The sequence below is a fragment of the Tenacibaculum sp. E3R01 genome, assembly GCF_003318185.1.
GTDB classification, from domain to species: domain Bacteria; phylum Bacteroidota; class Bacteroidia; order Flavobacteriales; family Flavobacteriaceae; genus Polaribacter; species Polaribacter halocynthiae.
This window is the reverse complement of the sequence record NZ_QOCC01000025.1, coordinates 371075-397190: the sequence shown is the minus strand read 5'-3', so window position 1 is coordinate 397190 and position 26116 is coordinate 371075. Positions and strand designations below refer to the sequence as shown.

The following is a 26116-nucleotide window of genomic DNA, read 5'->3' as shown; positions in this document are numbered from 1 at the left end:
GTGTTTTGCTTAGTATTGTATTTTTGTCGTCAAATATTTATTAAAACTAAATCTAAATAAAGATGAAAAGGGTTATATTTTCAGCAGTAGCTATTTTTGCTATTATGTTTTCTTCATGTTCAAGTGATGAAGTAGTAACACCACCAGTAGAAGCTCCTGCAACTTATGTATTCAATAGGGGAGGGAATACGAGTGTTAGTTATTCGGGTCAAACAACTAGAATTAAAATGGCTGAAGAATTGGTTAGTGCATTAAAAGTATCAACTAATACAAAGGCTAAGTTAGATGGAATGTTTACACATGCAGCAGGAAATAATGATTTTACTGATGCAACTTTAAACACTTCTTCTAAAAATGTTAGGAGTAAAACTGCTGCTTCTGCTGATTATTTTGCGTCGAATACTACGGAGGCAAATGCTATTAAAGCTAAATTTGACGGTTATATTTCTAGTCAAGTATCTGAAGTATTCCCTAATTGGGCAACAAATGCAGTAGCAGGAACTGCCGGTAAAATTCAAGAAGCTGGAGGAGGATCTACTCGTTATGTTAATGCTAAAGGATTAGAATATAATCAAGCATTTGCTAAATCATTAATAGGTGCATTAATGGTAGATCAAATGTTGAATAATTATTTAAGTAAGAAAGTGTTAGATGAAGCTACTAATGTAGCTGATAATGATGCGGGAACTTTAGCTACAGGTAAAAATTATACTACCATGGAGCATAAGTGGGATGAAGCTTATGGATATTTATATGGTGCAGAAGTTGATGGTGCATCTCCAAAATTAGGTGCAGATAGCTTTTTAAACAAGTATTTAGCTAAAGTTGATGGAAATTCTAATTTTAAAGGTATTGCTAAAGAAATTTATGAAGCTTTTAAATTAGGAAGAGCTGCAATTGTTGCAAAAAATTATACATTAAGAGATCAACAAATAGTTATTATTAAGAAAGCTGTCTCTAAAGTAATTGCAGTTAGAGCTGTACATTATTTACAAGCAGGTAAAGCTACTTTAGCAACAGATAAAGCTTCAGCATTTCATGATTTATCTGAAGGTTACGGGTTTGTTCACTCTTTACGTTTCACTCAAGATACATCTGGAAAAGCTCATTTACCAGTAGCAGAAATAGAAGGTTTCTTAACAGCGTTACAAGCGGGTAATGGTTTTTGGACACTAACAACTAAAACGTTAGATGATATGTCTACTAGAATAGCTGCTGTTTATGGTTTTACTGTAGATCAAGCAAAATAATATTTAAGTCTCGTTAAATGATATTAAAAGTAGCTGTTTACTCAGCTACTTTTTTTATATATTTGCACTTATTTAGAATAAATAGAAATAATTATAATGAAGAAAGGTTTATTTATACTAGTGCTTACAATGTTGGGGGTAGCATGTAGTTCAAGTTCTGACAATCCAGATAATAAAACAGATGATACTTTTGATAGAAGCAAAATTTTAACGAATGTAGCTGATAACATTATTATACCTTCGTTTAAAGAATTTAAAAATAAAGTTGTTGATTTAAAAACTAAATCTTCTGCTTTTACAAACAGTCCTACTCAGTCAACTCTTGATAATTTGAGAACATCTTGGTACAATGCCTATAAATCATGGCAGTATGTAGCTATGTTTAATATTGGTAAAGCAGAAGAATTAGAGTTTGTTAATTTTATTAATATATATCCTGTTTCTAAAGCTGATATAGAAAGTAATATTACTAATGGAGGATATGATTTTACACATCCAAACAATCATGATGCACAAGGCTTTCCTGCATTAGATTTTTTATTACATGGAACAGGAGTTAATGATACTGAAATTTTAGAAAAATATACAACAAATTCTAAAGCTGCTAATTATAAAAAATATGTAACGGATGTAGTTCAAAAAATTAATGAAACTGCAGTTGCAGTAGTAAATGATTGGGAAGGAACTTATAGAGAAAAATTTGTTACAAGTACAGGGAACACAGCAACTAGTTCTTTAAACAAATTTGTAAATGATTATATCTTTTACTACGAAAAAAGATTACGAGCAGTTAAAATAGGTATTCCAGCTGGAAATTTTTCTTCAACTGTATTACCTGAAAAAGTTGAAGCTTTTTATAAAAAAACAATATCTAAAGAGTTAGCTTTAGAATCATTGTTTGCTGTGAAAGCTTTATTTAATGGTACTTACTTTAAATCAAGTACTGAAGGTAGTAGCTTTAAAGCGTATTTAAATGCACTAAATAAAAATGATTTGGCTACTAAAATTAACGCTCAATTTGATGCCGCTAAAGCTCAGATTAATACATTAAACTCAAATTTTAATCAACAAATAGCAGACGATAATACAAAAATGACAAAAGCTTATGATGAACTTCAAAAAGCTGTTGTATTATTAAAAGTTGATATGTTACAAGCTTTTAATGTAAATGTTGACTATGTTGATGCTGATGGTGATTAATAATTATTAATCATAATTGTTAAAAAAGAATAGCACCAGATAAGATATAGACAGTTTTTTGTCAACAAATGCTTTTAAAAAAATATTTATCAAAACAAACAAACATTGCTCCATTAATAGTATTTAGACTATTTTTTGGAGTAATGATGTTATTGAGTATAATTAGGTTTTGGTTAAATGGTTGGATTGAAAAATTGTATTTAGAACCAACATTTCATTTTTCGTATTACGGTTTTGAGTGGGTAAAACCTGTAGGTAATTTTACTTATGTTATTTTTTTTATTTGCGGTTTATCTGCTTTGTTTATTGCAATCGGATTTAAATACCGAATTTCTATTATTACTTTTTTTCTAAGCTTTACTTTTATTGAATTAATGGATAAGACAACATATCTTAATCATTATTATTTTATCAGTTTAATGAGCTTTTTATTATGTTTTTTACCTGCTAATAAATCTTTTTCATTAGATAGTTATCTAAAGAAAACAAGCTATGTAAATATACCTAAATGGACTGTAGATAGTATTAAGCTTTTGTTAGGAATAGTTTATTTTTATGCGGGGTTAGCAAAATTAAATTCTGACTGGTTATTAAGGGCCATGCCTTTAAAAATATGGCTGCCATCAAAATATGATTTGCCAATTATAGGTAATAATTTGATGCAACAGGAATGGTTTCATTACAGTATGAGTTGGTCAGGAGCAATATATGACTTAACAATACCTTTTTTATTATTAGCTAAGAAAACAAGAACATATGCATTTGTTTTAGTAGTTTTCTTTCATGTATTTACTAGGATTTTATTTCCTATTGGGATGTTTCCTTTTATAATGATAGTAGGTACATTAATCTTTTTTGATGATAGTTTTCATCAAAAAATTATAAATAAATTAAAAAAACTATTAAATAATAAAAAAACTATTTCCATTACTTCAATAACAAATTATAATTATTCAAAAATTAAGAAGAGTTTATTATTAGTTGGAGTAGGATTATTTTTAACTTTTCAAATAATATTGCCATGGAGATATTTATTATATCCAGGTGAGTTATTTTGGACAGAAGAGGGGTTTCGATTTTCATGGAGAGTAATGTTAATTGAAAAAGCTGGTTACTCAGTTTTTAAAATAGTAGATGGAGAATCAGGAAAGTTTTTTTATGTTGAAAATGATGACTTTTTAACTTCTTTTCAGGAAAAACAAATGAGTTTTCAGCCAGATTTTATTTTAGAATATGCACATTATTTAGGAAATCATTTTAAAAGTCAGGGGCATAAAAATGTAGAAGTATATGTAGACAGTTATGTAGCTTTAAATGGAAGAATGAGTCAATTATACATAGATCCAAAGACAGATCTAATGAAACAAAAAGAGAGTTTTAAACATAAAAAGTGGATTATACCTTTTAATCATGAAATTAAAATTAAAGGATTATAGATTATTAGTATTGTTATTGATGATTTCTTCATCTGTTTTTTCTCAATTTAAAGTAACAGGAATTGTTACTTCTGAAGAGAATAAACCTTTAAATAAGGTTGAAATATTTAATAGTAATGGAGGAGTATTAGCAAAATCGGGAATTGATGGAAGTTATTCTTTTGAAACTGATAAAAGCCAATTGAATATTGTATTTTATGTAGATAATTATCAATTATTAGAAAAAACAGTTTCTTTTTCTCAAAAAGAAACTATACTTAACATTACTTTAAATTCTTTTACTGAAGAATTATCTGAGATAGTAATTCAGGCACAAAAAAGAAAAGTTTTTGAGTTATCTAGATTAAAAGATGTTGTTAAAACAGCTATTTATGCAGGAAAAAAAACAGAAGTTGTATTATTAAATCAGTCTACAGTAAACTTAGCGTCAAATAATGCACGACAGATATATAGTCAAGTAGCTGGATTAAATATTTTTGAAAATGATGATGCAGGATTACAATTAAATATTGGGGGAAGAGGTTTAGACCCGAATAGAACATCTAACTTTAATACACGACAAAATGGATATGATATTAGTGCAGATGTACTAGGATATCCTGAAAGTTATTATTCTCCGCCAGCAGAAGCAATTGAACAAATTCAAATAGTAAGGGGAGCAGCTTCATTACAATACGGAACGCAGTTTGGAGGATTGGTGAATTTTGTACTAAAAAAGCCAAACGCGAATAAATCATTAGAAATTTTAACTAGGAATACTATTGGAAGTAATAGCCTTTTTACAAATTTTACAAGCATAAATGGAACAAAAAATAAATGGAGTTATTTAGCCTATTATAATTACAAGCAAGGTGATGGATTTAGATCAAATTCAAAGTTCGATTCTAAAAATGCGTTTTTTCACCTAGGTTATGAAGTAAATGATAAAACAAATTTAGAGTTTGAGGTAACATATCTTAATTATTTAGCACAGCAAGCAGGAGGGTTAACAGATATAATGTTTAATGAAAATCCTTATCAAAGCAATAGAGCTAGAAACTGGTTTAAAATTGATTGGTTTTTGTACAATTTTAAATTGTCTCATGAATTTTCTGAAAAAACTACTTTTACTTTTAATTTCTTTGGTTTAGATGCTACAAGAAAAGCTTTAGGGTTTAGAACCAATAGGGTAAATCAAGTAGATCCTGGAGATGAAAGAGATTTAATAGAAGGCGACTTTAAAAATTTTGGTTTTGAAGCAAGATTGTTAAGTAGCTACAATATTTTTAATAAAAATGCTACTTTTTTAGTAGGAACTAAGTTTTATAAGGCTAATAATACTTCTATTCAAGGTCCAGGTACGAAAGGTACCGATGCAAACTTTAGTTCAGCTTTGGGCCAATATCCAAATTATGGCAATCAATCTAATTACCTTAATCCTAATTTAAATATAGCTGTTTTTGGAGAAAACATATTTTATATCAATGATAAAATTTCTGTTACACCTGGTATACGATTTGAGTATATCAAAACAGAAAGTGAAGGGTATTTTAAAAAAATAAATACAGATGGAGCTGGTAATGTAATATTGAATGAAACTATTACTAGTAATAATAATAATACAAGGTCATTTTTATTATTAGGACTTGGATTAAGTTATAAAGCATCAAAAAGTTTTGAACTTTACGGAAATATATCACAAAATTATCGTTCGGTTACTTTTTCAGATTTAAATATTGTTAATCCATCATTTAGAATTGGTAATTTAGATGATGAAAAAGGTTACACTACTGATATTGGGGTTAGAGGAAATATAAATAAGTATATTTCTTATGATTTCGGTGCTTTTGGGCTGTTTTATAACGACAGAATAGGTTTAGTATCTAAAGGTTTAGCAGATGGAAGAGTTATTCAAGAAAGAGGAAACGTAGGAGATGCTAGAATATTAGGTGTTGAAAGTTTATTTGATTTTGATTTAAGAAGAATTTTAAAAATACAAAATGATTATAGTTTTAGTTATTTTATTAATGCTTCATTTATAAAATCAAAGTATACAAGATCTGAAGTTCCAGGTGTCATAAATAATCAAGTAGAATTTGTTCCAGATTTAAATTTAAAGACGGGACTTAAATTTGGTTATCAAAATTTTTCGTCAAATATTCAATATACCTATTTATCTAAGCAATTTACTGATGCTTCTAATTCTGTAACCCCAAGTTTAAGTGGTGTTAATGGAATAATACCAAGTTACAATGTACTGGATTTTTCAACTTCTTATAAATATAAAATGTTTAAGCTAGAAGCAGGAGTTAATAATATGCTTGATGAAAAATATTTTACTAGAAGAGCTACTGGTTATCCTGGTCCTGGTATTATACCATCAGCCCCTAGAAGTTATTATGTTACCTTAGAAATTAAAATATAATATTATTTAAAGTTAAATAAATACTCTTTTTAAGAGATTAATACCCGAAATAGAATGAAAAAAATAATAAGTGTTTTTGTTATAGCGTTACTAGTGTTAAGTTGCAAAAAAGAAGCTAAAAAAGAAGAGAAAAAGCAACAAGAAGTAAATGTATATACACACCGTCATTATAAGGCAGATCAAGAATTATTTGCTCAATTTGAAAAAGAATCAGGTATAAAAGTAAATGTTGTCAATGCAAAAGCTGATGAATTAATTCAAAAAATGACAATTGAAGGAGAGCAATCTCCAGCTGATGTTTTAATAACTGTTGATGCTGGTCGTTTAGTAAGAGCTAAAGATAAAGGATTGTTACAATCAGCTACTTCTGAATTTTTGAACAATACAATACCTTCACATTTAAAAGATGTTGATAACAATTGGTTTGCATTAACAAAAAGAGCTAGAGTTATGGTATATAATCCTGAAAAAGTAAAAGAAAATGAGTTATCTTCTTATGAAGATTTAACTAATGAAAAATGGAATAAAAGAGTATTAATACGTTCTTCAGGAAATATATATAATCAATCATTATTAGCTTCAATTATAGCTAATTTAGGAGAAGAAAAAGCTGAAACATGGGCAAAGGGCATTGTAGCTAACATGGCACGTTCACCAAAAGGAAATGATCGTGATCAGGTAAAGGCTGTTGTTGCAGGTGAAGGTGATGTAGCAATTGTTAATACTTATTATATAGGGAAATTATTAAATTCAAAAGATCCAGAGGAAGTAAAAGCTGGGAAAGGAATTAAAATATTTTTTCCAAATCAAGAAGGAAGAGGAACTCATATTAATATAAGTGGTGCTGGTGTAGCTAAATATGCTCCTAATAAAGAAAACGCAATAAAGTTTATTGAGTTTTTAGCAAGTGAAAAAGCACAAAAAGTTTTTGCTAAGGCTAATTATGAGTATCCTGTAAATACAAAAATTGCACCGTCTGATTTATTAGCTTCTTGGGGTACGTTTAAAGAAGATGGTTTATCATTAACTCAGTTAGGAAAAAATAATAAGAAAGCTGTTTTAACTTTTGATAGGGCTGGCTGGAAATAAAGAAATATATTTGTAGTTTTTATACAAATAGTAAGTGAAAATTAGATTTCAAAACATAAAGAGAGATACAAATAAATGGTCAATATTATTATTGACCATTGTTTTGTTTGTAGCAATTCCCATTGGTACAATCTTTTTTAATTTATTTTATGGGCCAGGTGATACTTGGAATCATTTAGTAGTAACTCTTTTACCAAATTATATTGGTAATTCTTTAGTTCTTATTATTGGTACCAGTATTTTAACCTTAGTATTTGGGATATCATCAGCTTGGATAGTTTCTAGATATGAAATACCATTAAAAAAACAGCTAGAGTGGTTGTTAATTTTACCTTTAGCTATACCTTCATATATAACAGCATATGCATATGCTGGGATTTTTGATTATGGAGGTGTTATTGATAAGTTATTACCAGTGAAGTTTGATATAATGAATCAATTTGGACTAATATTTGTTTTAAGCGCATCATTATATCCTTATGTTTATGTAGCATCAAGAGCATTCTTTATAAACCAATCAAACAATATAATAGAAGCTTCTAAAATTTTAGGAGGTACTGAAAGAAGAACATTCTTTAAACTTATTTTACCATTAGCTCGTCCAGCATTTGTAGGCGGATTAATTTTAGTATTAATGGAAGTGTTAAATGATTATGGTGCGGCTAAATATTATGGAGTAAACACATTTACAACAGGGATTTTTCGAGCTTGGTTTTCTTTAGAAGAGCCAGAAACGGCTATTTATTTGTCTGCTATTTTAGTTGCTATTATATTTATTTTAATTGTTATAGAAAAAAGACAACGTAAACGAATAGGGTACTTTAATTCTTCTAAGAATCATCAAAATTTAAAAAAGCATCCTATTAATAAACGAATTAAAACATTGTTTTTTACAATTGTATTAATTCCAGTTTTATGTGGTTTTATTTTTCCTGTTTCACAATTAATTTACTGGGCTATTTTAACATATAAAGAAGTATTTACAACCGATTTTTTGCATGTAGCCTTTCAAAGTTTTACTCTTTCTTTAGTGTCAGCTTTTTTTGCAATTATTTTTGCTTTAGCTTTAATTTTTATGGCTAAATGGAATAAATTATCTATAATTAACGCTATAACTAGAATAGGAACACTTGGTTATGCAATACCAGGAGCTGTAATTGCTGTAGGCGTTTTAATTCCTACTTTGTCATTAGATAAATGGTTAATTACTTTTTTTAAAAATAGTTTTGATTTAAAAATAGGATTCATAATAAATGGAACAATTATAGCATTAGTATATGCATATGTGGTAAGGTATATTGCCGTAGCATATAACCCAATTGAGGCAACCTCATTAAAAATGGGTAAATCTATATCTGAAGTTTCAAAAATGTTAGGAAAAAGTAATTTAGGGACTTTTTTTAAAATTGAATTACCTTTATTGAAACCAGCCATTTTAAGTGGATTTATCTTAGTTTTTGTTGATGTAATGAAAGAATTACCCTTAACCTTAATACTAAAGCCTTATCAAATTAATACACTAGCCGTAAAAGCATATGAATATGCAAGTGATGAGTTAGTAGCTGAAGCTTCATTACCTTCATTATTTATAGTATTAACAGGTGTATTACCAATTATATTTTTAAACAGACTAATATCTAAAGCAAAATAATGAATACTAAAATTTTAGAAATAAATAAATTAAGTAAATCATTTAACAATGATAAAGTTATAGCTTTAAATAACATTACATACTCTTTAGAAAAAGGAAAGATAGTATCTATAGTAGGAGAGAGTGGAAGTGGAAAAACAACATTAATACGATTAATATCGGGACTTGAAGTTTTAAATAACGGAGAGATAAAGCTAAATCAAAAAGTAGTTTCATCTAAATCAATATTTATTGAACCTGAAAAACGTAATGTAGGAATGGTATTTCAAGATTATGCTCTTTTTCCTCATTTAACAGTTTTTCAAAATGTTGTGTATGGAATATCAAAGAAATCAGATAAAAAAGAAAGAGTTTCTGAAGTTTTATCGTTGGTAGGTTTAGAAGGTATGAATACTAGGTACCCTCATGAACTTTCGGGAGGGCAGCAACAGAGAGTTGCTTTAGCAAGAGCATTAGCACCGAAACCAGAATTGTTAATTTTAGACGAGCCTTTTAGTAATTTAGATGTGGTATTAAGAAATCAATTAAGAAAAGATTTACATCAAATATTAAAAAAGACGAATTGTACAGCAATCTTTGTAACTCATGATATAAAAGATGCAATAGCTATTTCTGATGAAATTATTGTATTACAAAAAGGAAAAGTACTAGAGCAGGGGAATACAAAAGATATTTTTAAAGAGTCAACAAATGAATATGTAAGGTTACTACTAGATTCAATATAAAAACAAAAAGCGGATATTTAATATATCCGCTTTTTGTTTTTAATCTCCATCATTATCAGTTCCTGTAATAATAATAGATAGTATACTACGTACATCAGTGTGAAATAGTACAAGTAATTCTTTCAAACTAACGTGAAGCTTTTTAATATTAGTTTTATCTGTATTTACAGCTTCTTTTAATGGTTTTTTTATTGATTTTATAGTTTCTTTTATAGTCTTAATTTTATTTTTAATTTGATTGTTTAAATCATCATTTTTTGTAATCGATTTAATATAAGTAGACACTGAAGTTATTTTATCAGAAAATAGTATTTCTTCTACTGAAGTTATATTGTTGTATATTAAATTTAAAGAATTTCCAGTATAAAAGTTTTCTACTATCTCAGGGTTTGTATGTGAAGATTTTTCAAGCCCACCAGGTTTACCAACTTTAGTAACTTTACAGTTATCTATAACATTGTACATACCATTATATAGTAAATTAAAAGAGCTTAATAATCCTTTTTCATTATTACTTTTAAAGCTTTCAGCATAATTATTCCCAGTAGAAGACCAAATAGAAGATACTTGTATTATATTGTTATGAAACTCATTTGTAATGAGTTTTAAATATCTAACTCTATTTATGTTTGCGCTATATTCCTTTAATAAATCAGTAGTATTCTGTTTTTTAAATACTAAATAATTTAAACCAGGTAAGTTTTTAGCAGCGCTTCCTAAATTTAAAATAGAAAACTTTGTAAAAGTACCTTCACTAATATTCTTTTCGATTGAAATATTATAAACAGGCCAAAAATTAATTTTACGATTCATAAAATTACTTTTTGCTTGTCCAATGTTAAAAACATACATTTTAGCATAAAACTCAGTAATATTTATTAGTTTACTTCTAACATCTAATAAGTTATTTGTAGTTTGATCTTTTGAGAATTGCTCTACAGAATTTTTTAAAGCTATAGATTTTTCAAGTATTGTATTTAAATTAGGTAAAATAATTTGATCAGTGACTGAAGTAACAATTTCATGTTTATAATCAGGTGTTACTGTGTTGTCATTTGAGCACGATACATAAAAAAAAGATATAATTGCAAGTAATAAAATTGCTTTTTTCATAAATATAATATTAAAGAGATTCAACAAAGCTTAAGAGTTCTTCTCTTTGTTGTTTTGATAATTTTTTAAATTCATTTTTTGATTTTTCAGCTTCACCACCATGCCACAAAATAGCTTCTTCAATATTCCTAGCTCTTCCATCATGTAATAAAAATGTGTGTTTATTTACGGTATTTATAAGTCCAATACCCCATAATGGCTGTGTTCTCCATTCTTTTCCATTTGCTAAAAAATCAGGCCTATTATCAGCCAATCCTTCTCCCATATCATGTAATAAAAAATCAGAATATGGTTTAATATTTTTATTTTCTAATAAAGGGTTAAAACTATAGCTATCAGTTTTAAAGTTAGTAGAATGACAACTAATACATTTTGTTCTTTATAATTTCGCCTTTTAGGAACAGCTAAAGAAGTTTGATATAATAAAACTCTATCCATTTGTTTTTCTGTAACTTCAGGATTTCCACCATTTGGAGCATCGTAACAATCTTTTTGAGGGGATGGACAAGGGTTATTGTTAAAAATAGAAGTTGTTAAACCTAGATCACCAAAAAAAGCTCCAGCAATTTGTTGTTTTAAAGAAGGTTGATTTGCTTTCCACCCAAATTTTCCTAATGATGTTTTATTTTCAATGGCATTCCAAACATAATTTGCCTTACCGGAAATACCATCTTTGTTAGTATCAAATTCATCTTCATTTTTTAATATTTCATTATCAGGCAGTGCATCTATTAATCCTAACCCAATTGTTTGTTGGCCAATTCTAGGGGAAATTAATACACCGGTTAATGATCCAAAATTTTCATTTATAATTGAATAACTAGGTTTTCTTAATTGATATTTAGTTCCATCGGGATATGTTTCTTCGATATAAGTATATGTAACATTAATATCAGCCTCTTTTTTAATATTTAAATTTGCATGATTTTGAAGTTGATCTCCATAATTTGGAACTGCTAAAGGTCCTCCATGAGGATTTCTTCCAGGGATACTTAAACGAATTAAAAAACCTTTTGATCCTATATTAGAGGGCTCAAACGGTTTCCCTCTACCATCTTTAAAGTGACAACTAGCACATGCTCTGGAGTTAAAAGTTGGACCTAAACCGTCTAAACCAGTTGTTGACGCTGGTGCAGAAACCCATGATTGATTAAATAATGAATTACCAGAAGCAAAACGAATTTTATCAGTTCTATTTAATCCGGGTATTTCTTTTCCAAAAGAATTATTATTTGTTGTAGCAACACTTAAGTTATCAGTTAAATTTTCTTCTCCTTGTTCATATTGATTTACTGGTAGATATTCATTAGATAAATTATCTTTAGAACATGATGAAAAGAAGAATCCTATACAGAAAATGCAAAGCAATTTGATTCTTATATTCTTCTTTACTCTTATGTATTTCATTTTTTAAATATGACTTTATAATTTAATATGAATTAAAATAAAGAAGAAAAAGACCTAAGTTAATAGACCTTTTTCTTTTTGATTATTAAAAAGATGTTTATTGAACTGGAGCTCCTATTTTAACAGCTACTTCACTAATATTTCCTCCAAGATCTTTTAAAGATTGACCTGCAGCAACAATAGTTCCTGGATTAGAAGTAGATTCTTCTAATAGCAATAAATCAAAAGGTTTTTTATTGTTAGCTTTCGTATCAATATCATTAATTTTTGACATCATTTGATCTGTAGCATCTTTAAACTTTTTTGCGATTGTGTTATCTTGTTGATTAATTAAATCATAAACAGATGCACCTGAAATAGTTCCGTATTTTCCAAAAAGAACATTAATAATTCCTTGGGCATTTGTAACTACATCTCTATGTGTATTGTCAGAAAAACAAGAATGTTCATCTTCTTGTCCAGACTGATCTATTCCGTCTGTTAAATCAACAGGTTTTAACATTCTCTCTTCTGATAATTCTTCATTAGCTAAAAAGAATGGACCAGAAATAATATTTTTTAATGCATCTTTTTCAGATAAAGCCATGAATACTTTGTAGTATTCACCTCCTGTTGCCCATGTATCTACTAATTTTTTTAAATCCTGAACTAAAATAGAAGTAACTACGTTTAAATACGTTTTTCTTCTCTCTTTTTTAGAATCAGTAGTGTAATCTGTTACAGATCTTTGTCCTGCTTTCAGGTCTTTAGGATTTGTTTCATCTTGTCCCCATAAAAGAAATTCGATAGCGTGCCATCCTGTAGAAATTGATTTATCATTTTCTTTTTCATTTTTACCAATTAAAAAAGCTTCTGTAATAGCATCAGTTCCTGCAATAACACCACCACTATAAGCTGTGTATCCAGCATATGCATCAGAACTAGCTGTTACATAGTCAATGTAACCTTCATCTAAAGGCCAGGCATTCATTTGTCCTTCATTATTTATTACCCATGTTTCGCTACCTTCAGAATCAACAGGTCCATTTGATCCTCTAAACACTTCAGTTTGACCATAGATATCTCTAGCTTCTAACCATTCTTTTTTTGAATTATCAAAACCAGCTTGTGAAGGATTACTTGTAAATGCACTAATTGTACTTTGCATTTTAACGGCAGCATTATAACTGTCTAAGTAATTTTGGTGTACTAGTTTTGCATAATTTGCAATCACTTCTTTTACTGTTACTTTATTTTGTGGAAGTTCGTCGTTTTCTGAGGAACATGATTTTAGAGCTATAGCTGCTAATATTAGTAGACATGCTTTTAATATAACCTTCATTTTATTTAGATTTAATATAATTAAGCAACAAAGGAATAAACTTTTTTAAACTTTACAAAGTTTATTTAGATTTAATTTAAATAAGTATCAAAGAAACTTAACATAAACTTAAATTATAGTTTAAGAATAATTATAGTATATTTGCACGTAATTAATTTTTAACAACTAAACGCTCTTTTTAAAGAGTAAAATTGATTACATTTATGGATGCTCACCAGTCAAAAATTGTAGGAGAAGGTTTAACATATGATGATGTTTTATTAGTTCCTGCATATTCAGAAATTCTTCCAAGAGAAGTTTCAATTCAAACAAAATTTACTAAAAATATAACAATAAACGTTCCTATTGTATCTGCTGCAATGGATACAGTAACTGAGTCTGCAATGGCAATAGCAATTGCAAGAGAGGGTGGTATTGGAGTATTACATAAGAATATGACTATTGAGCAACAAGCTCAGGAAGTAAGAAAAGTAAAAAGAGCTGAGAGTGGGATGATTATTGACCCTGTAACTTTATCTCTAGAAGCTACAGTATCAGATGCTAAAAGATTAATGAAAGAGCATAGGATAGGAGGTATACCAGTAATAGATAATAATGGCACTCTTAAAGGAATTGTAACCAATAGAGATTTACGCTTCGAGCATAAAAATAATAGGCCAATTGTAGAAGTAATGACTTTTGAAAATTTAGTTACTGCTAATGTTGGTACATCGTTAAAAGATGCAGAGAAAATTCTTCAACAAAATAAGATTGAAAAATTATTAATTGTAGACGAAAATTATAAGCTTACTGGTTTAATTACTTTTAGAGATATAACTAAAGTAACTCAAAAGCCAATAGCTAACAAAGATACTTTTGGACGTTTACGTGTAGCAGCTGCATTAGGAGTTACAGCTGATGTTGTAGATAGAGCAGAAGCTTTAGTTAAAGCAGGTGTTGATGCTGTTATTATAGATACAGCCCACGGACATACAAAAACTGTTGTAGCTGCATTAAAATCGGTTAAAGAAAAGTTTCCAGAATTAGATGTAGTAGTAGGTAATGTAGCTACTGCTGAAGCAGCAAAATATTTGGTTGATGCTGGTGCAGATGCTGTTAAAGTTGGTATAGGACCAGGTTCTATTTGTACAACACGTGTAGTTGCAGGTGTTGGTTTTCCACAGTTTTCAGCAGTATTAGAAGTTGCTGCAGCTATAAAAGGTTCTGGAATACCAGTAATTGCTGATGGTGGTATTCGTTATACAGGTGATATTCCAAAAGCAATTGCAGCAGGAGCAGATTGTGTAATGTTAGGATCTTTATTAGCAGGAACTAAGGAATCACCAGGAGAAACAATTATCTATGAAGGACGTAAATTTAAGTCTTATAGAGGAATGGGATCAGTAGAAGCAATGAAAAAAGGTTCGAAAGATCGTTACTTTCAAGATGTTGAAGATGATATTAAAAAATTAGTACCTGAAGGTATTGTTGGGCGTGTACCATACAAAGGTGAGTTATTTGAAAGTATTCATCAATTTATAGGAGGTTTACGTGCAGGAATGGGTTATTGTGGTTCTAAGGATATTGAAACACTTAAAAACACGGGTAAGTTTGTTAGAATTACTGCATCTGGAATTAATGAAAGCCATCCACATGATGTAGCTATTACTAAAGAGGCTCCTAATTATAGTAGAAGATAATAAAATCTATATAAAAATTACTAAACCGTTGAGTATTTTAAATATTCAACGGTTTTTTGTTTAGTTAAAGGTAAATGTAAATAACTATTGCTAACTTTACTTTTTATTTAAAGAAAGAAATGAAAAAAGTACTTATTATAAATGGACCCAATTTAAATTTATTGGGAAAGAGAGAACCTACTATTTATGGAGATAACTCTTTTGACGAGTTTTACCAAAGTTTACAAAAAAAATTTACATCTTTAAATTTGAGCTATTACCAATCAAATATTGAAGGTGAACTTATCAATAAGTTACATGAAGTAGGATTTGATTATGATGGAATAATTTTAAATGCGGCTGCTTATACTCATACATCTGTAGCAATAGCAGATGCTATAAAAGCAATAAATACTCCAGTAATTGAAGTGCATATTTCTAATGTATATTCAAGAGAAGAATTTAGACATAAAAGTTATTTAGCTCCTAATGTTAAAGGAATAATAACTGGTTTTGGTTTACAAAGTTATGAGTTAGCTATTCAAAGTTTCTTGTAAACTTTAATAAATAAGTATATCTAATTATAAGTAGAATAAAAAAGCTTATTAATTCAATAGGAAAAAGTTGAATTTTAAAAATCCATATAATTGGAATTAATACGAGTAAAATTAGTAAAAATAAAATGTATTTAGAAATCCACCTTGGTGGATTTTTTCTATTTAAAAGAAAAGAAATTATAATATTAGGAGCAAAAGCCCAAAGAATATTAAAATTATTAGGAGCTGTTGAATGATTAGTGAAAAACCACAAGAAAATAATTAAGATTCCAAAAACGCCAGTTGTAAAAAAAATTAAAAAGTCTAACCATTTTGATCGTGTATTATTTTTAAAATCCTTAAAGGTTATAAATAAACCAATAAGGAACAGTATAAAAAAGATTATAAAAGGGCTAATAGCATCTGATTTTAACTCTTTCTCAGGGTAATTTAAAAGGTTTTTAGTGGTAATAACAAGGTCTTCCTCTTTTCCGTTTTTAATAACTTTTGAGCAGGCTAAAGATTTAAAAACGTAGTCAGGTAAGTATAAATATTCTTTTGAAGTAGCTATTTTATCTAGTTTACTACCTAAAGCAATATTAATACCCAAACTTCCCCATGTATTAGTATGTATTTCATTATTCATGAGTTGTCTAATAGAGGAGTCTTCAATAACAAAATCATCTTTAAAAATCACATTAGCTCCTAACACATTTTTAATAATATCTGCTGGTTTTGTTGAACAATTATTAAAAAAAGGATCATAAAAATAACTAGCATTGCTTGGAAGAGCATTATTTTCTAAATAGCTAAAAAAACTATTTTTTTGTTTATTAGTAAGGTTTAAAATTTGCTCTTTTGCCCATCTTTGATCTTCATTATAGCCTCTTAAAGAAGGAGGGAAGGAATAGCGAACTAATTTATATTTCATGTAGCCTTTTGTAAAGTTTACATAAAAATTACTTTCAGTTAAATCAAAAAAACCGTAATTATAAATTAAATCTAATTGTAAAACAGGATCTTGTATTCTAATAGCTGTATGACCAAATTTTTCATACAGGGCATAACCTGGACCATAAGTTAGCACACTTACTTCAGCGTAAGCAGAAAGTTTAATACCTTGTTGAGCATTTGAAAAATTAAAAACAAATAAAACAAAAAATAGAATAAGGTATTTTTTAAGCATAGTTATTGTCTAAAAAAACTGTAATCAAATTTAATAGAAAAAATATTAGAATATAAAGCATTACCAATACTACCAATATTTGTTAAAGCATAATCAATTTGAATGCCTTTGTAATTAAAACCAACACCCAAATTAGGCTGAATTGCTATGGATTTACTTCCGTCAAATTCAGTAGTATTTTGAATATTACCAATACCTAAACGTAAAAATACCATTTTTTCATAATCTAGTTGTACACCTAATGAAGGATCTATACTAACAAAATCAGAAGCAATGATATCATTTGTTTTAGTGAATCTCATGTTTAAATCAATTTCAGCAAGTAAGCTAAAAAAACGATTAATAGAAAAACTTTTAGCAATACCCAATTGAGCTTTTGGTTTTGTAATTTCTGTAGTTTCTGGGAGCTCTTGGTTTTTTCCTGGAATAGCATTTTTAATTTTATCAAATTCTGTTTTATTAATAGCCCAAGTGTTAAAAGTTGTGGTAATATCTCGAACCATTAAACCAAATTTCCAATTATTTCTTTCAAATTGAACTCCTGCATCAAAACCAAACCCCCAAGAAGTTGCAAAATCACCAATAACCCTACGTACAATTTTAGCATTTATACCAAGTTGAAAACCATCTAATATCATTTTTCTGGCATAACCAATATTAAAAGCATAATCAGCAGCAGAAAAAAGACTTATTCTATTATAATCAATATTTCCTTGATTATCAATTAATTCTGTTGTGTTTAAAATGTCATCTACACCAAAACGAATTATAGCTATACCTAAAGCACTCCTTTGATCTATAGGCATTGCAAAACCAGCAAAGTTATAATTTGCAATTCCAGCAAAATAGGAAGCATGCATTAAGGAGCCTTGATAATCTTCAACAGCTACTAATCCAGCTGGATTCCAATAAATAGAATTGACATCATTAGTAGATGCTACTACAGATTTACTCATACCTAAAGCGCCAGCATCTACACCAATACTTAAAAATTCATTTGAATAATTTCTGAATTGAGCATGTAATGTACTTGTAAATAGTACAATAAAAAATAAAAAACGTGTTTTCAATATTTAAGGTTGAATGATATACAAATATCTAAAATACTAAGAACATAACTATCATTTTTAAAAGATATTGTTTTTAACATATTTAACTTACTTAAAACCTAAGTTAAAATAACTTTTTCATTGATAAAATCAATAATTTTTTGTTCTAACCAATAATTATGTGAATTAGAAAAAGAAGATAAAAAACCAACATGACCTCCATAGTTTGGAGTTAATAAATAAAAATTAGTAGAATTTTCAGCTTCGCTATAAGGGTAACACTCTTTTGTTAAAAAACTATCATCTAATGAGTTTATTAATAGTGTGGTGTGTTTTATGTTAGGTATATAAGGTTTAGAGCTTGCTTTTTTCCAATAATCTTCTGAACTTTCAAATCCAAAAACAGGAACTGTATATTGCTTCTCAATATGTCTAAAACGAGTTGCTTTGAATAATAATTTTTTATCAAGCTTAAAATCAGGAAATTTTTCAGATTTTTTAAGGAGTTTTAATTTCATAGTTCTCAAAAACTCTGTTAAATATATTTTATTTTTAAATTTAGCAAGTTCAGCTTGAGAAGCTGTTAAATCAATAGGAACTGAAATAGCAATTCCTCCTTTTATTTGTTCAGGTATAGCATCATATTCACCTAAATATTTTAAAGCTAAATTTCCGCCTAAACTAAATCCAATAATAAGAATATTTTTGTATTGATATTCTTGGCATAAATAATTTATAATAAAATCTACATCATCAGTTTTACCACTATGGTAAGTTCCTAATAATAAGTTATCTTCACCACTACATCCTCTTAAATTCATGCAAACAGTATCATATCCATTTTTATTAAGTTGTTTAGAAGTAGTGATCATATAGTTTGAATTGGAGCTGCCTTCTAAACCATGAATTAATAAAACAAGAGTATCTGAACCAATACATGAAAAATCTAAATCTATAAAGTCATTATCCCATGTTATAACCCTTTTTCGTTCATAACTAATAGTATCTCTCATGAATAATGGACGATAAATTGTATTAAAATGAGGATTTCTAAAAGGTAAATTTGGTGTAAAGTTAGTTGTGATTTTTGGCATTTGATTTTATTGATTAGCTATTTTTAACAAATATGACAAAAAACAATGAAAAAGTAAAACTGATAAAATGATTTCTTATTTTCGCCTTTAAATTCTATATACTATGAATATTAAAAAACAGATACCTAATTTAATTACTTTAGGAAATTTATTATGTGGAACAATTGCTACAATTTTTGCAGTTAAAGGAGATTTTGTAGGTACAGCAGTTTTAGTAATTATTGGTATTGGGTTAGATTTTTTTGATGGATTTGCTGCTAGGTTATTAAAAGTACAAGGAGAGTTGGGGAAGCAGTTAGATTCCTTGGCAGATATGGTAACAAGTGGAGTAGTACCAGGTATAGTAATGTTACAGTTATTAGTAAATGCAATAGATATTGATGCAGTTGGGTATTTTGGTATTGATGAATATGGAAGGTCTGGAAGTAATTTACCTTATTTAGGTTTATTATTAACATTAGGTGCTGGATATCGTTTAGCTAAATTTAATATTGATGAACGTCAATCCGATAGTTTTATAGGTTTACCAACTCCAGCAATGAGTTTATTCGTTATTTCATTACCACTTATACTTGAATATTCAGGATATTCATTTTTTAATAATATTGTTCAAAATAAATATTTTTTAATAGTTATAACAGTATTACTAACTTTTGTTATGAATACAGAATTACCTTTGTTTTCTTTAAAGTTTAAAACTTTTTCTTTTAAAGAGAATATAGTTAAGTATTTATTTTTAATAGCCTCACTAATACTACTTGTTGCTTTGAAATTTGTAGCTATTCCTATAATTATTTTATTATACATCGTAGTTTCATTACTTCAAAACTTAATAAATAAGTAATGAACACAATAGAAGAATGTCAAAATAAGGATGAAATAGAAAAAATTATTTCTGAAATAAATCATTATAATGATAGTCAAACTGAACGTGTATTACCTGATGTTTGGATTCCTATTGAGTTAATAGCAAAAAATAATAAAAGAGAAATTGTTGGAGGTGTTATAGGTGGGGTTGGTTATTATGCTGGTTTTATGATAAAAATACTTTGGGTTGATGAAAGTGAACGGAAAAAAGGTTTAGGAGGAAAACTTTTAAAACAAGCTGAAGAAATTGCTATAGAGAAAGGGGCAAAGCTAGCGATATTAGAAACATTTTCATTTCAAGCAGAAGGGTTTTATTTAAAACAAGGCTACGAAAATTTCGGTAAAATTGAAAATTTCCCTAAAAAAGGTCAGAACTTTCTATTTTTAAAAAAAGCTTTATGATTTTTATTACAAGAATGTTTTTGATTTTCTTTTTTTCATTCTTAGCAATGTTTTTATATAAAAAGATAGTAGTTTTTAAAAAAGTGAGCTTATTAACCAATAACGAAATTAATGAAGGAGAAAATGAAAAGATAAGTAATAGAGAATCAATTATAATTAATAAACTAAGTTACTCTTTTTTTCTTTTTTCGGGAATTATTGTATTGGGAACTTTAGGTTTAGTTACTGGGAATTTATTAAAATTATTAATTTTAAATTTATCAGTATATTTTAGAGTTATACTTTATGTGTTATTTTATATGCTTCTTATTCGTATCCCTTTTGGAATGGTAAATAGAATGGATAAAGAAGTAATAAAAAACTTAGAAAAAACATTTTTTTCATTACTCGTAATAAGTAGTTTTGTTTTGTCTATTGTGTTTGTAAATAGGGTTTTAGTGATTTAAAACTTCTTTTTCTTTAATTCAAAATCTTTACCTAAATATACTCTACGAACAGTTTCATCTTCTGCTAATTCTTCAGGTGTTCCTTCTTTAAGTATACCTCCATTAAACATTAAGTATGTTCTATCTGTGATAGCTAAAGTAGCTTGAACATCATGATCAGTAATTAAAATACCGATATTTTTATTTTTTAATTGAGCTACAATTCCTTGGATATCCTCTACAGCAATAGGATCAACACCAGCAAAAGGCTCGTCTAATAGTATGAATTTAGGGTCAGAAGCTAAACAACGAGCAATTTCGGTTCTCCTGCGTTCACCTCCTGAAAGTAAATCTCCTCTATTTTTGCGAACATGACCTAAACTAAATTCCTCGATTAGTTCTTCTAAACGTGCTTTTCTTTGCTCTTTATTTCTATCTGTAAATTCTAAAACAGACATAATATTATCTTCTACAGAAAGTTTTCTAAAAACTGAAGCTTCTTGTGCTAAATAACCAATTCCTTTTTGAGAGCGCTTATACATAGCATCTTCGGTAATTTCTTCATCATCTAAGAAAATAGCTCCACCATTAGGCTTTATCATTCCAACAATCATATAGAAAGAAGTAGTTTTCCCAGCTCCATTTGGACCTAATAATCCTATAATTTCCCCTTGTTCTACTTCTAAAGAAATTCCTTTTACAACTTTTCTACTACCGTAAAGCTTTTGTATGTTATCTGCTTTTAATTTCATTTGTGAGTTTAAAAGTTCAATGTTTTAATTTCTTAAAAGTATATAAAAGATATTACTAGCATCATTAAAACATTGTTAAATTGTTTAATTACTTTCTAATACTTCCCAGTACTCGTATGCTTTACGTAAATGTGGAATAACAATGGTACCTCCAACTAAAGTAGCAATACTTAATGTTTCCATTACTTCTTCTTTAGTAACACCACTTTTATGTGCTGTTTCTAAGTGGTAAGCTATACAATCATCACAACGTAAAACTGCAGAAGCAACTAAACCAAGTAATTCTTTAGTTTTTACAGGTAAATGACCTTCTTTAAAAGCGTTAGTATCTAAATTAAAAATACGTTTAATTATTTTATTATCATTGGATAATATTTTTTCGTTCATTTTAGAACGGTATTCATTAAACTCTTGGACTTTTTGAGACATTTTTTTGTTGTTTTTTTATTACATATTTTGAAACATAAATACTTACTTCGTATAGAATCATAATTGGCACTGATACTATCACTTGACTAGCAACATCAGGAGGTGTAATAATAGCTGATAAAATTAATACTACTACTAATGCATGTTTACGGTATTTACGTAAAAATTGAGGCGTTATAAGTCCTATTTTTGATAAGAAAAAAATTACAACCGGTAATTCGAAAAATACAGCTACCCCCAGTAACGTATTTGTAATTAAACTAATATAGGCTCCTAATTTAAAATTCTTAACAATAGAATCTCCAATGGAAAAGTTATAAAAGAAAAAAACTGACATAGGTAAAATTACATAATAACTAAATAGTACACCTAAAAAGAATAATAGTGAAGAAGTAAAAATAAACCCTCGAGACTTTTTTCTTTCTGTACTGTGTAAACCAGGTGCTATAAAACGCCAAAACTCCCACAAAACATAAGGAAAAGCAATAACAAAACCTAGAATTAATGAAGACCATATACCTGTCATTAATTCTTCAGTTGGATTAAGTACTTGTAGTTCTTGAGCAAACTCTATGTTACAAAAACTACTATCTATTCCAATAGCAGAAAAAATTTTACAAAAAAATTGATATGTTGTAAAATCAGGTTTTAAATGGGCTAATAAGAATTCATTAAAAATGAAATTAATATTAACAAATATTACGATTGCTAAAATAAATATTGCAGCAAAACTTCTAACTAAATGCCATCTTAATTCTTCAAGATGGTCTAAAAAAGACATTTCTTTGGTAGCCATTGTTAAAATATTCCTTCTTTTATTAAATCATGTAAATGTACAACACCAACATACTTATTTGAATCATCAATAGCTAATATTTGTGTAATACTATTGTTTTCAAGTGCATCTAATGCATCAATAGCCATAGCATCTATGTGTATTGTTTTTGGGTTTTTACTCATTATATCATTAGCAATTAGCTCATCAATTTTAGTAGTCTTAGCAAGCATACGCCTAATATCTCCATCAGTAATAATTCCAACGATAGAACCATTTTTATCAACTACTGCTGTTACACCTAATCTTTTTTCTGATATTTCAATAATAACCCTTGTTAAAGGGTCAGAAATATTCACTTTAGGTAATTCGTTATTTTTAACAAGGTCAGAAACACGTAAGTATAAGCGTTTACCTAAAGCACCGCCTGGGTGATATTTAGCAAAATCACTACTAGTAAATCCTCTTAACTCAAGTAAACAAACAGCTAAAGCATCTCCCAACACCAATTGGGCGGTAGTACTAGAGGTTGGAGCTAAGTTATTAGGACACACTTCTTTTTCAACATAAGAATTTAACAAAAAGTCTGCACTTTTTCCTAGAAAAGAGTCTGGATTTCCTGTTATTGCTATTATTTTATTATTAGAATTTTTTATTAAAGGTACTAACACTTTTATTTCAGGAGTATTTCCGCTTTTAGAAATACAAATAACTGTATCATTTTGTTGAACATTTCCTAAATCACCATGTATAGCATCAGCTGCATGCATAAAAACAGCAGGAGTTCCAGTTGAATTTAAGGTGGCAACAATTTTAGAAGCTATGTTAGCACTTTTACCAATACCAGTAACAATTACACGTCCTTTAGAATTTAGTATAAAGTTTACAGCATTTATAAACGAGTTATTTAATAAATTTGCTAAATTAGCAATAGCATTACTTTGAGAAAGTAATGTTTCTTTAGCAATTGAAAGGATATCGCTTGAGTTTTTCAAGTTTAATAGTTTAAGTATAATTTAAAAGTGTAAAAATAGAAATATTTTAGGTACAAAATCTTTTAATAAAAAGAAAGTTTATATCTTTTATTAATAGTTTTTTTATAAATTAGATTTCTGTTTTTAATTTTATATTAAAAGAAATGAGTATAGAGCAGTCGGATTTATATGAAGCATTAAAGAAAATCTTTGGATTTAATAAGTTTAAAGGTTTACAAGAAAATGTAGTAAATAGCATTTTAAATAATGAGAACACGTTTGTGATCATGCCTACGGGGGGAGGTAAATCATTATGTTATCAATTACCAGCACTAATGAAAGAAGGAACAGCCATTGTTGTTTCTCCATTAATTGCTTTGATGAAAAATCAAGTTGATGCTATAAGGGGGATTTCAGAAAATAAAGGAATAGCACATGTTTTAAATTCATCTTTGAATAAAACAGAAATAAGCCAAGTAAAATCTGATATAGAAAGCGGAATAACAAAGTTGTTATACGTTGCTCCTGAATCACTTATTAAGGAGGAATATGTAACCTTTTTAAGGCAACAAAAAATTTCTTTTGTGGCAATTGATGAAGCCCATTGTATTTCAGAGTGGGGGCATGATTTCAGACCTGAGTATAGAAACCTTAGAGCGATTATTAAACAAATTGATAATGTTCCAATAATAGGTTTAACAGCTACAGCTACAGAAAAAGTACAAGAAGATATATTAAAAACGCTTGGTATGAGTGATGCCAATGTTTTTAAAGCTTCCTTTAACAGGGCAAATTTATTTTATGAAGTACGTCCAAAAACAAAGGAAATAGAAAAAGATATAATTAGATTTATCAAAACTAGAATAGGTAAATCAGGAATTATTTATTGTCTTAGCCGTAAGAAAGTAGAGGAAATAGCACAAGTATTACAGGTTAATGGTATAAATGCGGTGCCTTATCATGCTGGATTAGATGCAAAAACAAGGGTTAAACATCAAGATATGTTTTTGATGGAAGATTGTGATGTTGTTGTTGCTACCATTGCCTTCGGAATGGGAATAGATAAACCAGATGTTCGTTTTGTTATCCATCATGATATCCCAAAAAGTTTAGAGAGTTATTATCAAGAAACTGGTAGAGCAGGTAGAGATGGAGGAGAGGGATACTGTTTAACTTTCTATTCATATAAAGATATTGAAAAGTTAGAGAAGTTTATGGCAAATAAACCTGTAGCTGAACAAGAAGTAGGACATGCTCTTTTACAAGAAGTTGTAGGTTATGCAGAAACATCAATGAATAGGCGTAAATATTTATTGCATTATTTTGGAGAAGAGTTTGACGCTGTAAATGGAGAAGGTGCAGATTTGGATGATAACATGCGTAACCCTAAAAAGAAACATGAAGCAGAAAATGAAGTAGTAAAGCTACTTTCAGTAATTAGAGATACTAATGAAATGTACAAACCTAAAGAAGTGGTAAATACTATAATAGGTAAAGAAAATGCATTATTAAAATCTCATAAAACCACACAACAACCATTTTTTGGAATAGGAAAAGATAAAGACAATCATTATTGGATGGCTTTAATACGTCAAGTATTAGTAGTAGATTTAATTAAAAAAGAAATTGAACAATACGGTGTTTTAAAATTAACCAAAAAAGGAAAAGATTTTATAGGAAGTCCAACATCATTTATGATGACAGAGAATCATGTATATGCTACTGATGACGATGGTACTATTATCACTAATACTAAATCTAATGGTGCTGGTGTAGATAATAAGTTAGTAGCAATGCTTAAAGACTTGAGGAAAAATGTTGGGAAGAAATTAGGAGTACCTCCATTTGCTGTTTTTCAAGATCCTTCAATTGATGATATGGCCTTAAAGTATCCAATAAACTTAGAAGAGTTATCGAAGGTTCACGGTGTTGGAGAAGGTAAAGCTAAAAAATATGGTAAAGACTTTGTAAAATTGATAGCGAATTATGTTGAAGAAAACGATGTAATGCGCCCTGATGACTTAATAGTAAAAAGTACTGGAGTAAACTCTGGATTAAAGTTATACATTATTCAAAATACTGACAGGAAATTACCATTAGATGACATAGCAAAATCAAAAGGGTTAGAAATGCCTGAATTAATTAAGGAAATGGAAGCTATTGTATTTTCTGGAACTAAACTTAATATTGATTATGCAATAGAAGATTTATTAGATGAAGATCAGCAAGAAGAGATAAGTGAATATTTCATGGAGGCTGAAACGGATAAAATACAAGATGCACTTGATGAGTTTGATGGAGATTATGATGAAGATGAATTACGATTGATGAGAATTAGGTTTATGAGTGAAGTAGCAAACTAATTTAAAAGAG

Annotated in this window: 22 protein-coding genes and 1 pseudogene; 13 read left to right on the top strand and 10 right to left on the bottom strand. The window is 28.5% G+C overall.

The window, feature by feature from the left end:
* Window positions 1-62: 62 nt before the first annotated feature.
* The 7 genes from DS884_RS14405 to DS884_RS14375 all read left to right on the top strand — a co-directional run bounded on the left by DS884_RS14405 (window position 63) and on the right by DS884_RS14375 (window position 9755).
* On the top strand, window positions 63-1250 hold the full coding sequence (locus DS884_RS14405; RefSeq protein WP_113787234.1) for a DUF4856 domain-containing protein: 1188 nt from the start codon (window positions 63-65) through the stop codon (window positions 1248-1250).
* Between the two features lie 96 nt (window positions 1251-1346).
* Window positions 1347-2450 (top strand): imelysin family protein, encoded by a 1104-nt coding sequence (locus DS884_RS14400; protein WP_093871310.1) that lies wholly within the window; start codon window positions 1347-1349, stop codon window positions 2448-2450.
* 68 nt (window positions 2451-2518) lie between these two features.
* Window positions 2519-3886 (top strand): HTTM domain-containing protein, encoded by a 1368-nt coding sequence (locus DS884_RS14395; protein WP_113787233.1) that lies wholly within the window; start codon window positions 2519-2521, stop codon window positions 3884-3886.
* Window positions 3861-6290, top strand: a complete 2430-nt coding sequence (locus tag DS884_RS14390; protein ID WP_113787232.1) for a TonB-dependent receptor family protein — start codon at window positions 3861-3863, stop codon at window positions 6288-6290. Before DS884_RS14395 ends, DS884_RS14390 begins: the two co-directional genes overlap by 26 nt.
* Before the next feature lie 54 nt (window positions 6291-6344).
* A complete protein-coding gene (locus DS884_RS14385) occupies window positions 6345-7379 on the top strand; it encodes a Fe(3+) ABC transporter substrate-binding protein (protein WP_113787231.1) in 1035 nt (344 codons plus the stop codon).
* 34 nt (window positions 7380-7413) lie between these two features.
* Entirely contained in the window at window positions 7414-9030 is a 1617-nt protein-coding gene (locus DS884_RS14380) for an ABC transporter permease (RefSeq protein WP_113787230.1), read from the top strand.
* Window positions 9030-9755: an ABC transporter ATP-binding protein gene (locus DS884_RS14375; RefSeq protein WP_113787229.1), complete on the top strand. Its 726-nt coding sequence runs from the start codon at window positions 9030-9032 to the stop codon at window positions 9753-9755. The genes DS884_RS14380 and DS884_RS14375 overlap by 1 nt, the downstream gene beginning before the upstream one ends.
* 39 nt (window positions 9756-9794) lie before the next feature.
* On the opposite strand, the gene DS884_RS14370 is transcribed toward DS884_RS14375, so the two are convergent.
* The 3 genes and pseudogenes from DS884_RS14370 to DS884_RS14360 all read right to left on the bottom strand — a co-directional run bounded on the left by DS884_RS14370 (window position 9795) and on the right by DS884_RS14360 (window position 13596).
* Window positions 9795-10868, bottom strand: a complete 1074-nt coding sequence (locus DS884_RS14370; protein ID WP_113787228.1) for an imelysin family protein — start codon at window positions 10866-10868, stop codon at window positions 9795-9797.
* Between the two features lie 10 nt (window positions 10869-10878).
* Window positions 10879-12275, bottom strand: a pseudogene (locus DS884_RS14365) (di-heme oxidoredictase family protein).
* 97 nt (window positions 12276-12372) lie between these two features.
* Window positions 12373-13596 carry an imelysin family protein gene (locus DS884_RS14360; protein ID WP_113787227.1) on the bottom strand — a complete coding sequence of 408 codons (1224 nt, stop codon included), beginning with the start codon at window positions 13594-13596 and terminating at the stop codon, window positions 12373-12375.
* A gap of 203 nt (window positions 13597-13799) precedes the next feature.
* Here DS884_RS14360 and guaB point away from each other — a divergent pair, with 203 nt between their 5' ends.
* Both guaB and aroQ read left to right on the top strand, forming a co-directional pair.
* Window positions 13800-15275 (top strand): IMP dehydrogenase, encoded by a 1476-nt coding sequence (gene guaB / locus DS884_RS14355; RefSeq protein WP_093871301.1) that lies wholly within the window; start codon window positions 13800-13802, stop codon window positions 15273-15275.
* Between the two features lie 119 nt (window positions 15276-15394).
* Entirely contained in the window at window positions 15395-15811 is a 417-nt protein-coding gene (gene aroQ, locus DS884_RS14350; RefSeq protein ID WP_113787226.1) for a type II 3-dehydroquinate dehydratase, read from the top strand.
* On the opposite strand, the gene DS884_RS14345 is transcribed toward aroQ, so the two are convergent.
* The 3 genes from DS884_RS14345 to DS884_RS14335 all read right to left on the bottom strand — a co-directional run bounded on the left by DS884_RS14345 (window position 15792) and on the right by DS884_RS14335 (window position 19119).
* On the bottom strand, window positions 15792-16976 hold the full coding sequence (locus DS884_RS14345) for a DUF4105 domain-containing protein (RefSeq protein WP_113787225.1): 1185 nt from the start codon (window positions 16974-16976) through the stop codon (window positions 15792-15794). The two genes, aroQ and DS884_RS14345, sit on opposite strands and share 20 nt — an antisense overlap.
* 2 nt (window positions 16977-16978) lie before the next feature.
* Window positions 16979-18046, bottom strand: coding sequence for a PorV/PorQ family protein (locus tag DS884_RS14340; RefSeq protein WP_147239415.1), 1068 nt, complete (start codon window positions 18044-18046; stop codon window positions 16979-16981).
* A 98-nt stretch (window positions 18047-18144) separates the two neighbouring features.
* The gene (locus DS884_RS14335) at window positions 18145-19119 is read right to left on the bottom strand and encodes a YheT family hydrolase (RefSeq protein WP_093871297.1); all 975 of its coding nucleotides are present in this window, start codon (window positions 19117-19119) and stop codon (window positions 18145-18147) included.
* Between the two features lie 109 nt (window positions 19120-19228).
* Between DS884_RS14335 and DS884_RS14330 the strand changes: the two genes are divergently transcribed.
* Genes DS884_RS14330 through DS884_RS14320 form a run of 3 tightly spaced genes read left to right on the top strand, consistent with a single transcriptional unit; the run spans window position 19229 to window position 20834 of the window.
* Window positions 19229-19963 (top strand): CDP-alcohol phosphatidyltransferase family protein, encoded by a 735-nt coding sequence (locus tag DS884_RS14330; RefSeq protein ID WP_113787313.1) that lies wholly within the window; start codon window positions 19229-19231, stop codon window positions 19961-19963.
* The gene (locus tag DS884_RS14325; RefSeq protein ID WP_113787223.1) at window positions 19963-20388 is read left to right on the top strand and encodes a GNAT family N-acetyltransferase; all 426 of its coding nucleotides are present in this window, start codon (window positions 19963-19965) and stop codon (window positions 20386-20388) included. Before DS884_RS14330 ends, DS884_RS14325 begins: the two co-directional genes overlap by 1 nt.
* The gene (locus DS884_RS14320) at window positions 20385-20834 is read left to right on the top strand and encodes a hypothetical protein (protein WP_113787222.1); all 450 of its coding nucleotides are present in this window, start codon (window positions 20385-20387) and stop codon (window positions 20832-20834) included. Before DS884_RS14325 ends, DS884_RS14320 begins: the two co-directional genes overlap by 4 nt.
* Here the strand turns inward: DS884_RS14320 and lptB are convergent.
* The 4 genes from lptB to DS884_RS14300 all read right to left on the bottom strand — a co-directional run bounded on the left by lptB (window position 20831) and on the right by DS884_RS14300 (window position 23764).
* On the bottom strand, window positions 20831-21565 hold the full coding sequence (gene lptB, locus DS884_RS14315; protein WP_093871294.1) for an LPS export ABC transporter ATP-binding protein: 735 nt from the start codon (window positions 21563-21565) through the stop codon (window positions 20831-20833). The two genes, DS884_RS14320 and lptB, sit on opposite strands and share 4 nt — an antisense overlap.
* An 84-nt stretch (window positions 21566-21649) precedes the next feature.
* Entirely contained in the window at window positions 21650-21994 is a 345-nt protein-coding gene (locus tag DS884_RS14310) for a carboxymuconolactone decarboxylase family protein (protein WP_093871293.1), read from the bottom strand.
* Window positions 21969-22790, bottom strand: a complete 822-nt coding sequence (gene tatC, locus DS884_RS14305; protein WP_093871292.1) for a twin-arginine translocase subunit TatC — start codon at window positions 22788-22790, stop codon at window positions 21969-21971. Before tatC ends, DS884_RS14310 begins: the two co-directional genes overlap by 26 nt.
* A 2-nt stretch (window positions 22791-22792) precedes the next feature.
* The gene (locus DS884_RS14300) at window positions 22793-23764 is read right to left on the bottom strand and encodes an SIS domain-containing protein (RefSeq protein WP_093871291.1); all 972 of its coding nucleotides are present in this window, start codon (window positions 23762-23764) and stop codon (window positions 22793-22795) included.
* A gap of 143 nt (window positions 23765-23907) precedes the next feature.
* Between DS884_RS14300 and DS884_RS14295 the strand changes: the two genes are divergently transcribed.
* Window positions 23908-26106: an ATP-dependent DNA helicase RecQ gene (locus DS884_RS14295; protein WP_113787221.1), complete on the top strand. Its 2199-nt coding sequence runs from the start codon at window positions 23908-23910 to the stop codon at window positions 26104-26106.
* Window positions 26107-26116: the final 10 nt, after the last annotated feature.

Excerpts from the sequence above, each read along its gene's own strand:
- DS884_RS14395 (WP_113787233.1), top strand. The coding sequence starts at position 2,519 with ATGCTTTTAAAAAAATATTTATCAAAACAAACAAACATTGCTCCATTA.
- DS884_RS14325 (WP_113787223.1), top strand. The coding sequence starts at position 19,963 with ATGAACACAATAGAAGAATGTCAAAATAAGGATGAAATAGAAAAAATT.
- DS884_RS14310 (WP_093871293.1), bottom strand. The coding sequence starts at position 21,994 with ATGTCTCAAAAAGTCCAAGAGTTTAATGAATACCGTTCTAAAATGAAC.
- DS884_RS14335 (WP_093871297.1), bottom strand. The coding sequence starts at position 19,119 with ATGCCAAAAATCACAACTAACTTTACACCAAATTTACCTTTTAGAAAT.
- DS884_RS14385 (WP_113787231.1), top strand. The coding sequence starts at position 6,345 with ATGAAAAAAATAATAAGTGTTTTTGTTATAGCGTTACTAGTGTTAAGT.
- tatC (WP_093871292.1), bottom strand. The coding sequence starts at position 22,790 with ATGGCTACCAAAGAAATGTCTTTTTTAGACCATCTTGAAGAATTAAGA.
- DS884_RS14320 (WP_113787222.1), top strand. The coding sequence starts at position 20,385 with ATGATTTTTATTACAAGAATGTTTTTGATTTTCTTTTTTTCATTCTTA.
- lptB (WP_093871294.1), bottom strand. The coding sequence starts at position 21,565 with ATGAAATTAAAAGCAGATAACATACAAAAGCTTTACGGTAGTAGAAAA.
- DS884_RS14370 (WP_113787228.1), bottom strand. The coding sequence starts at position 10,868 with ATGAAAAAAGCAATTTTATTACTTGCAATTATATCTTTTTTTTATGTA.
- aroQ (WP_113787226.1), top strand. The coding sequence starts at position 15,395 with ATGAAAAAAGTACTTATTATAAATGGACCCAATTTAAATTTATTGGGA.
- DS884_RS14390 (WP_113787232.1), top strand. The coding sequence starts at position 3,861 with ATGAAATTAAAATTAAAGGATTATAGATTATTAGTATTGTTATTGATG.
- DS884_RS14345 (WP_113787225.1), bottom strand. The coding sequence starts at position 16,976 with ATGCTTAAAAAATACCTTATTCTATTTTTTGTTTTATTTGTTTTTAAT.
- DS884_RS14405 (WP_113787234.1), top strand. The coding sequence starts at position 63 with ATGAAAAGGGTTATATTTTCAGCAGTAGCTATTTTTGCTATTATGTTT.
- DS884_RS14375 (WP_113787229.1), top strand. The coding sequence starts at position 9,030 with ATGAATACTAAAATTTTAGAAATAAATAAATTAAGTAAATCATTTAAC.
- DS884_RS14295 (WP_113787221.1), top strand. The coding sequence starts at position 23,908 with ATGAGTATAGAGCAGTCGGATTTATATGAAGCATTAAAGAAAATCTTT.
- DS884_RS14400 (WP_093871310.1), top strand. The coding sequence starts at position 1,347 with ATGAAGAAAGGTTTATTTATACTAGTGCTTACAATGTTGGGGGTAGCA.
- guaB (WP_093871301.1), top strand. The coding sequence starts at position 13,800 with ATGGATGCTCACCAGTCAAAAATTGTAGGAGAAGGTTTAACATATGAT.
- DS884_RS14360 (WP_113787227.1), bottom strand. The coding sequence starts at position 13,596 with ATGAAGGTTATATTAAAAGCATGTCTACTAATATTAGCAGCTATAGCT.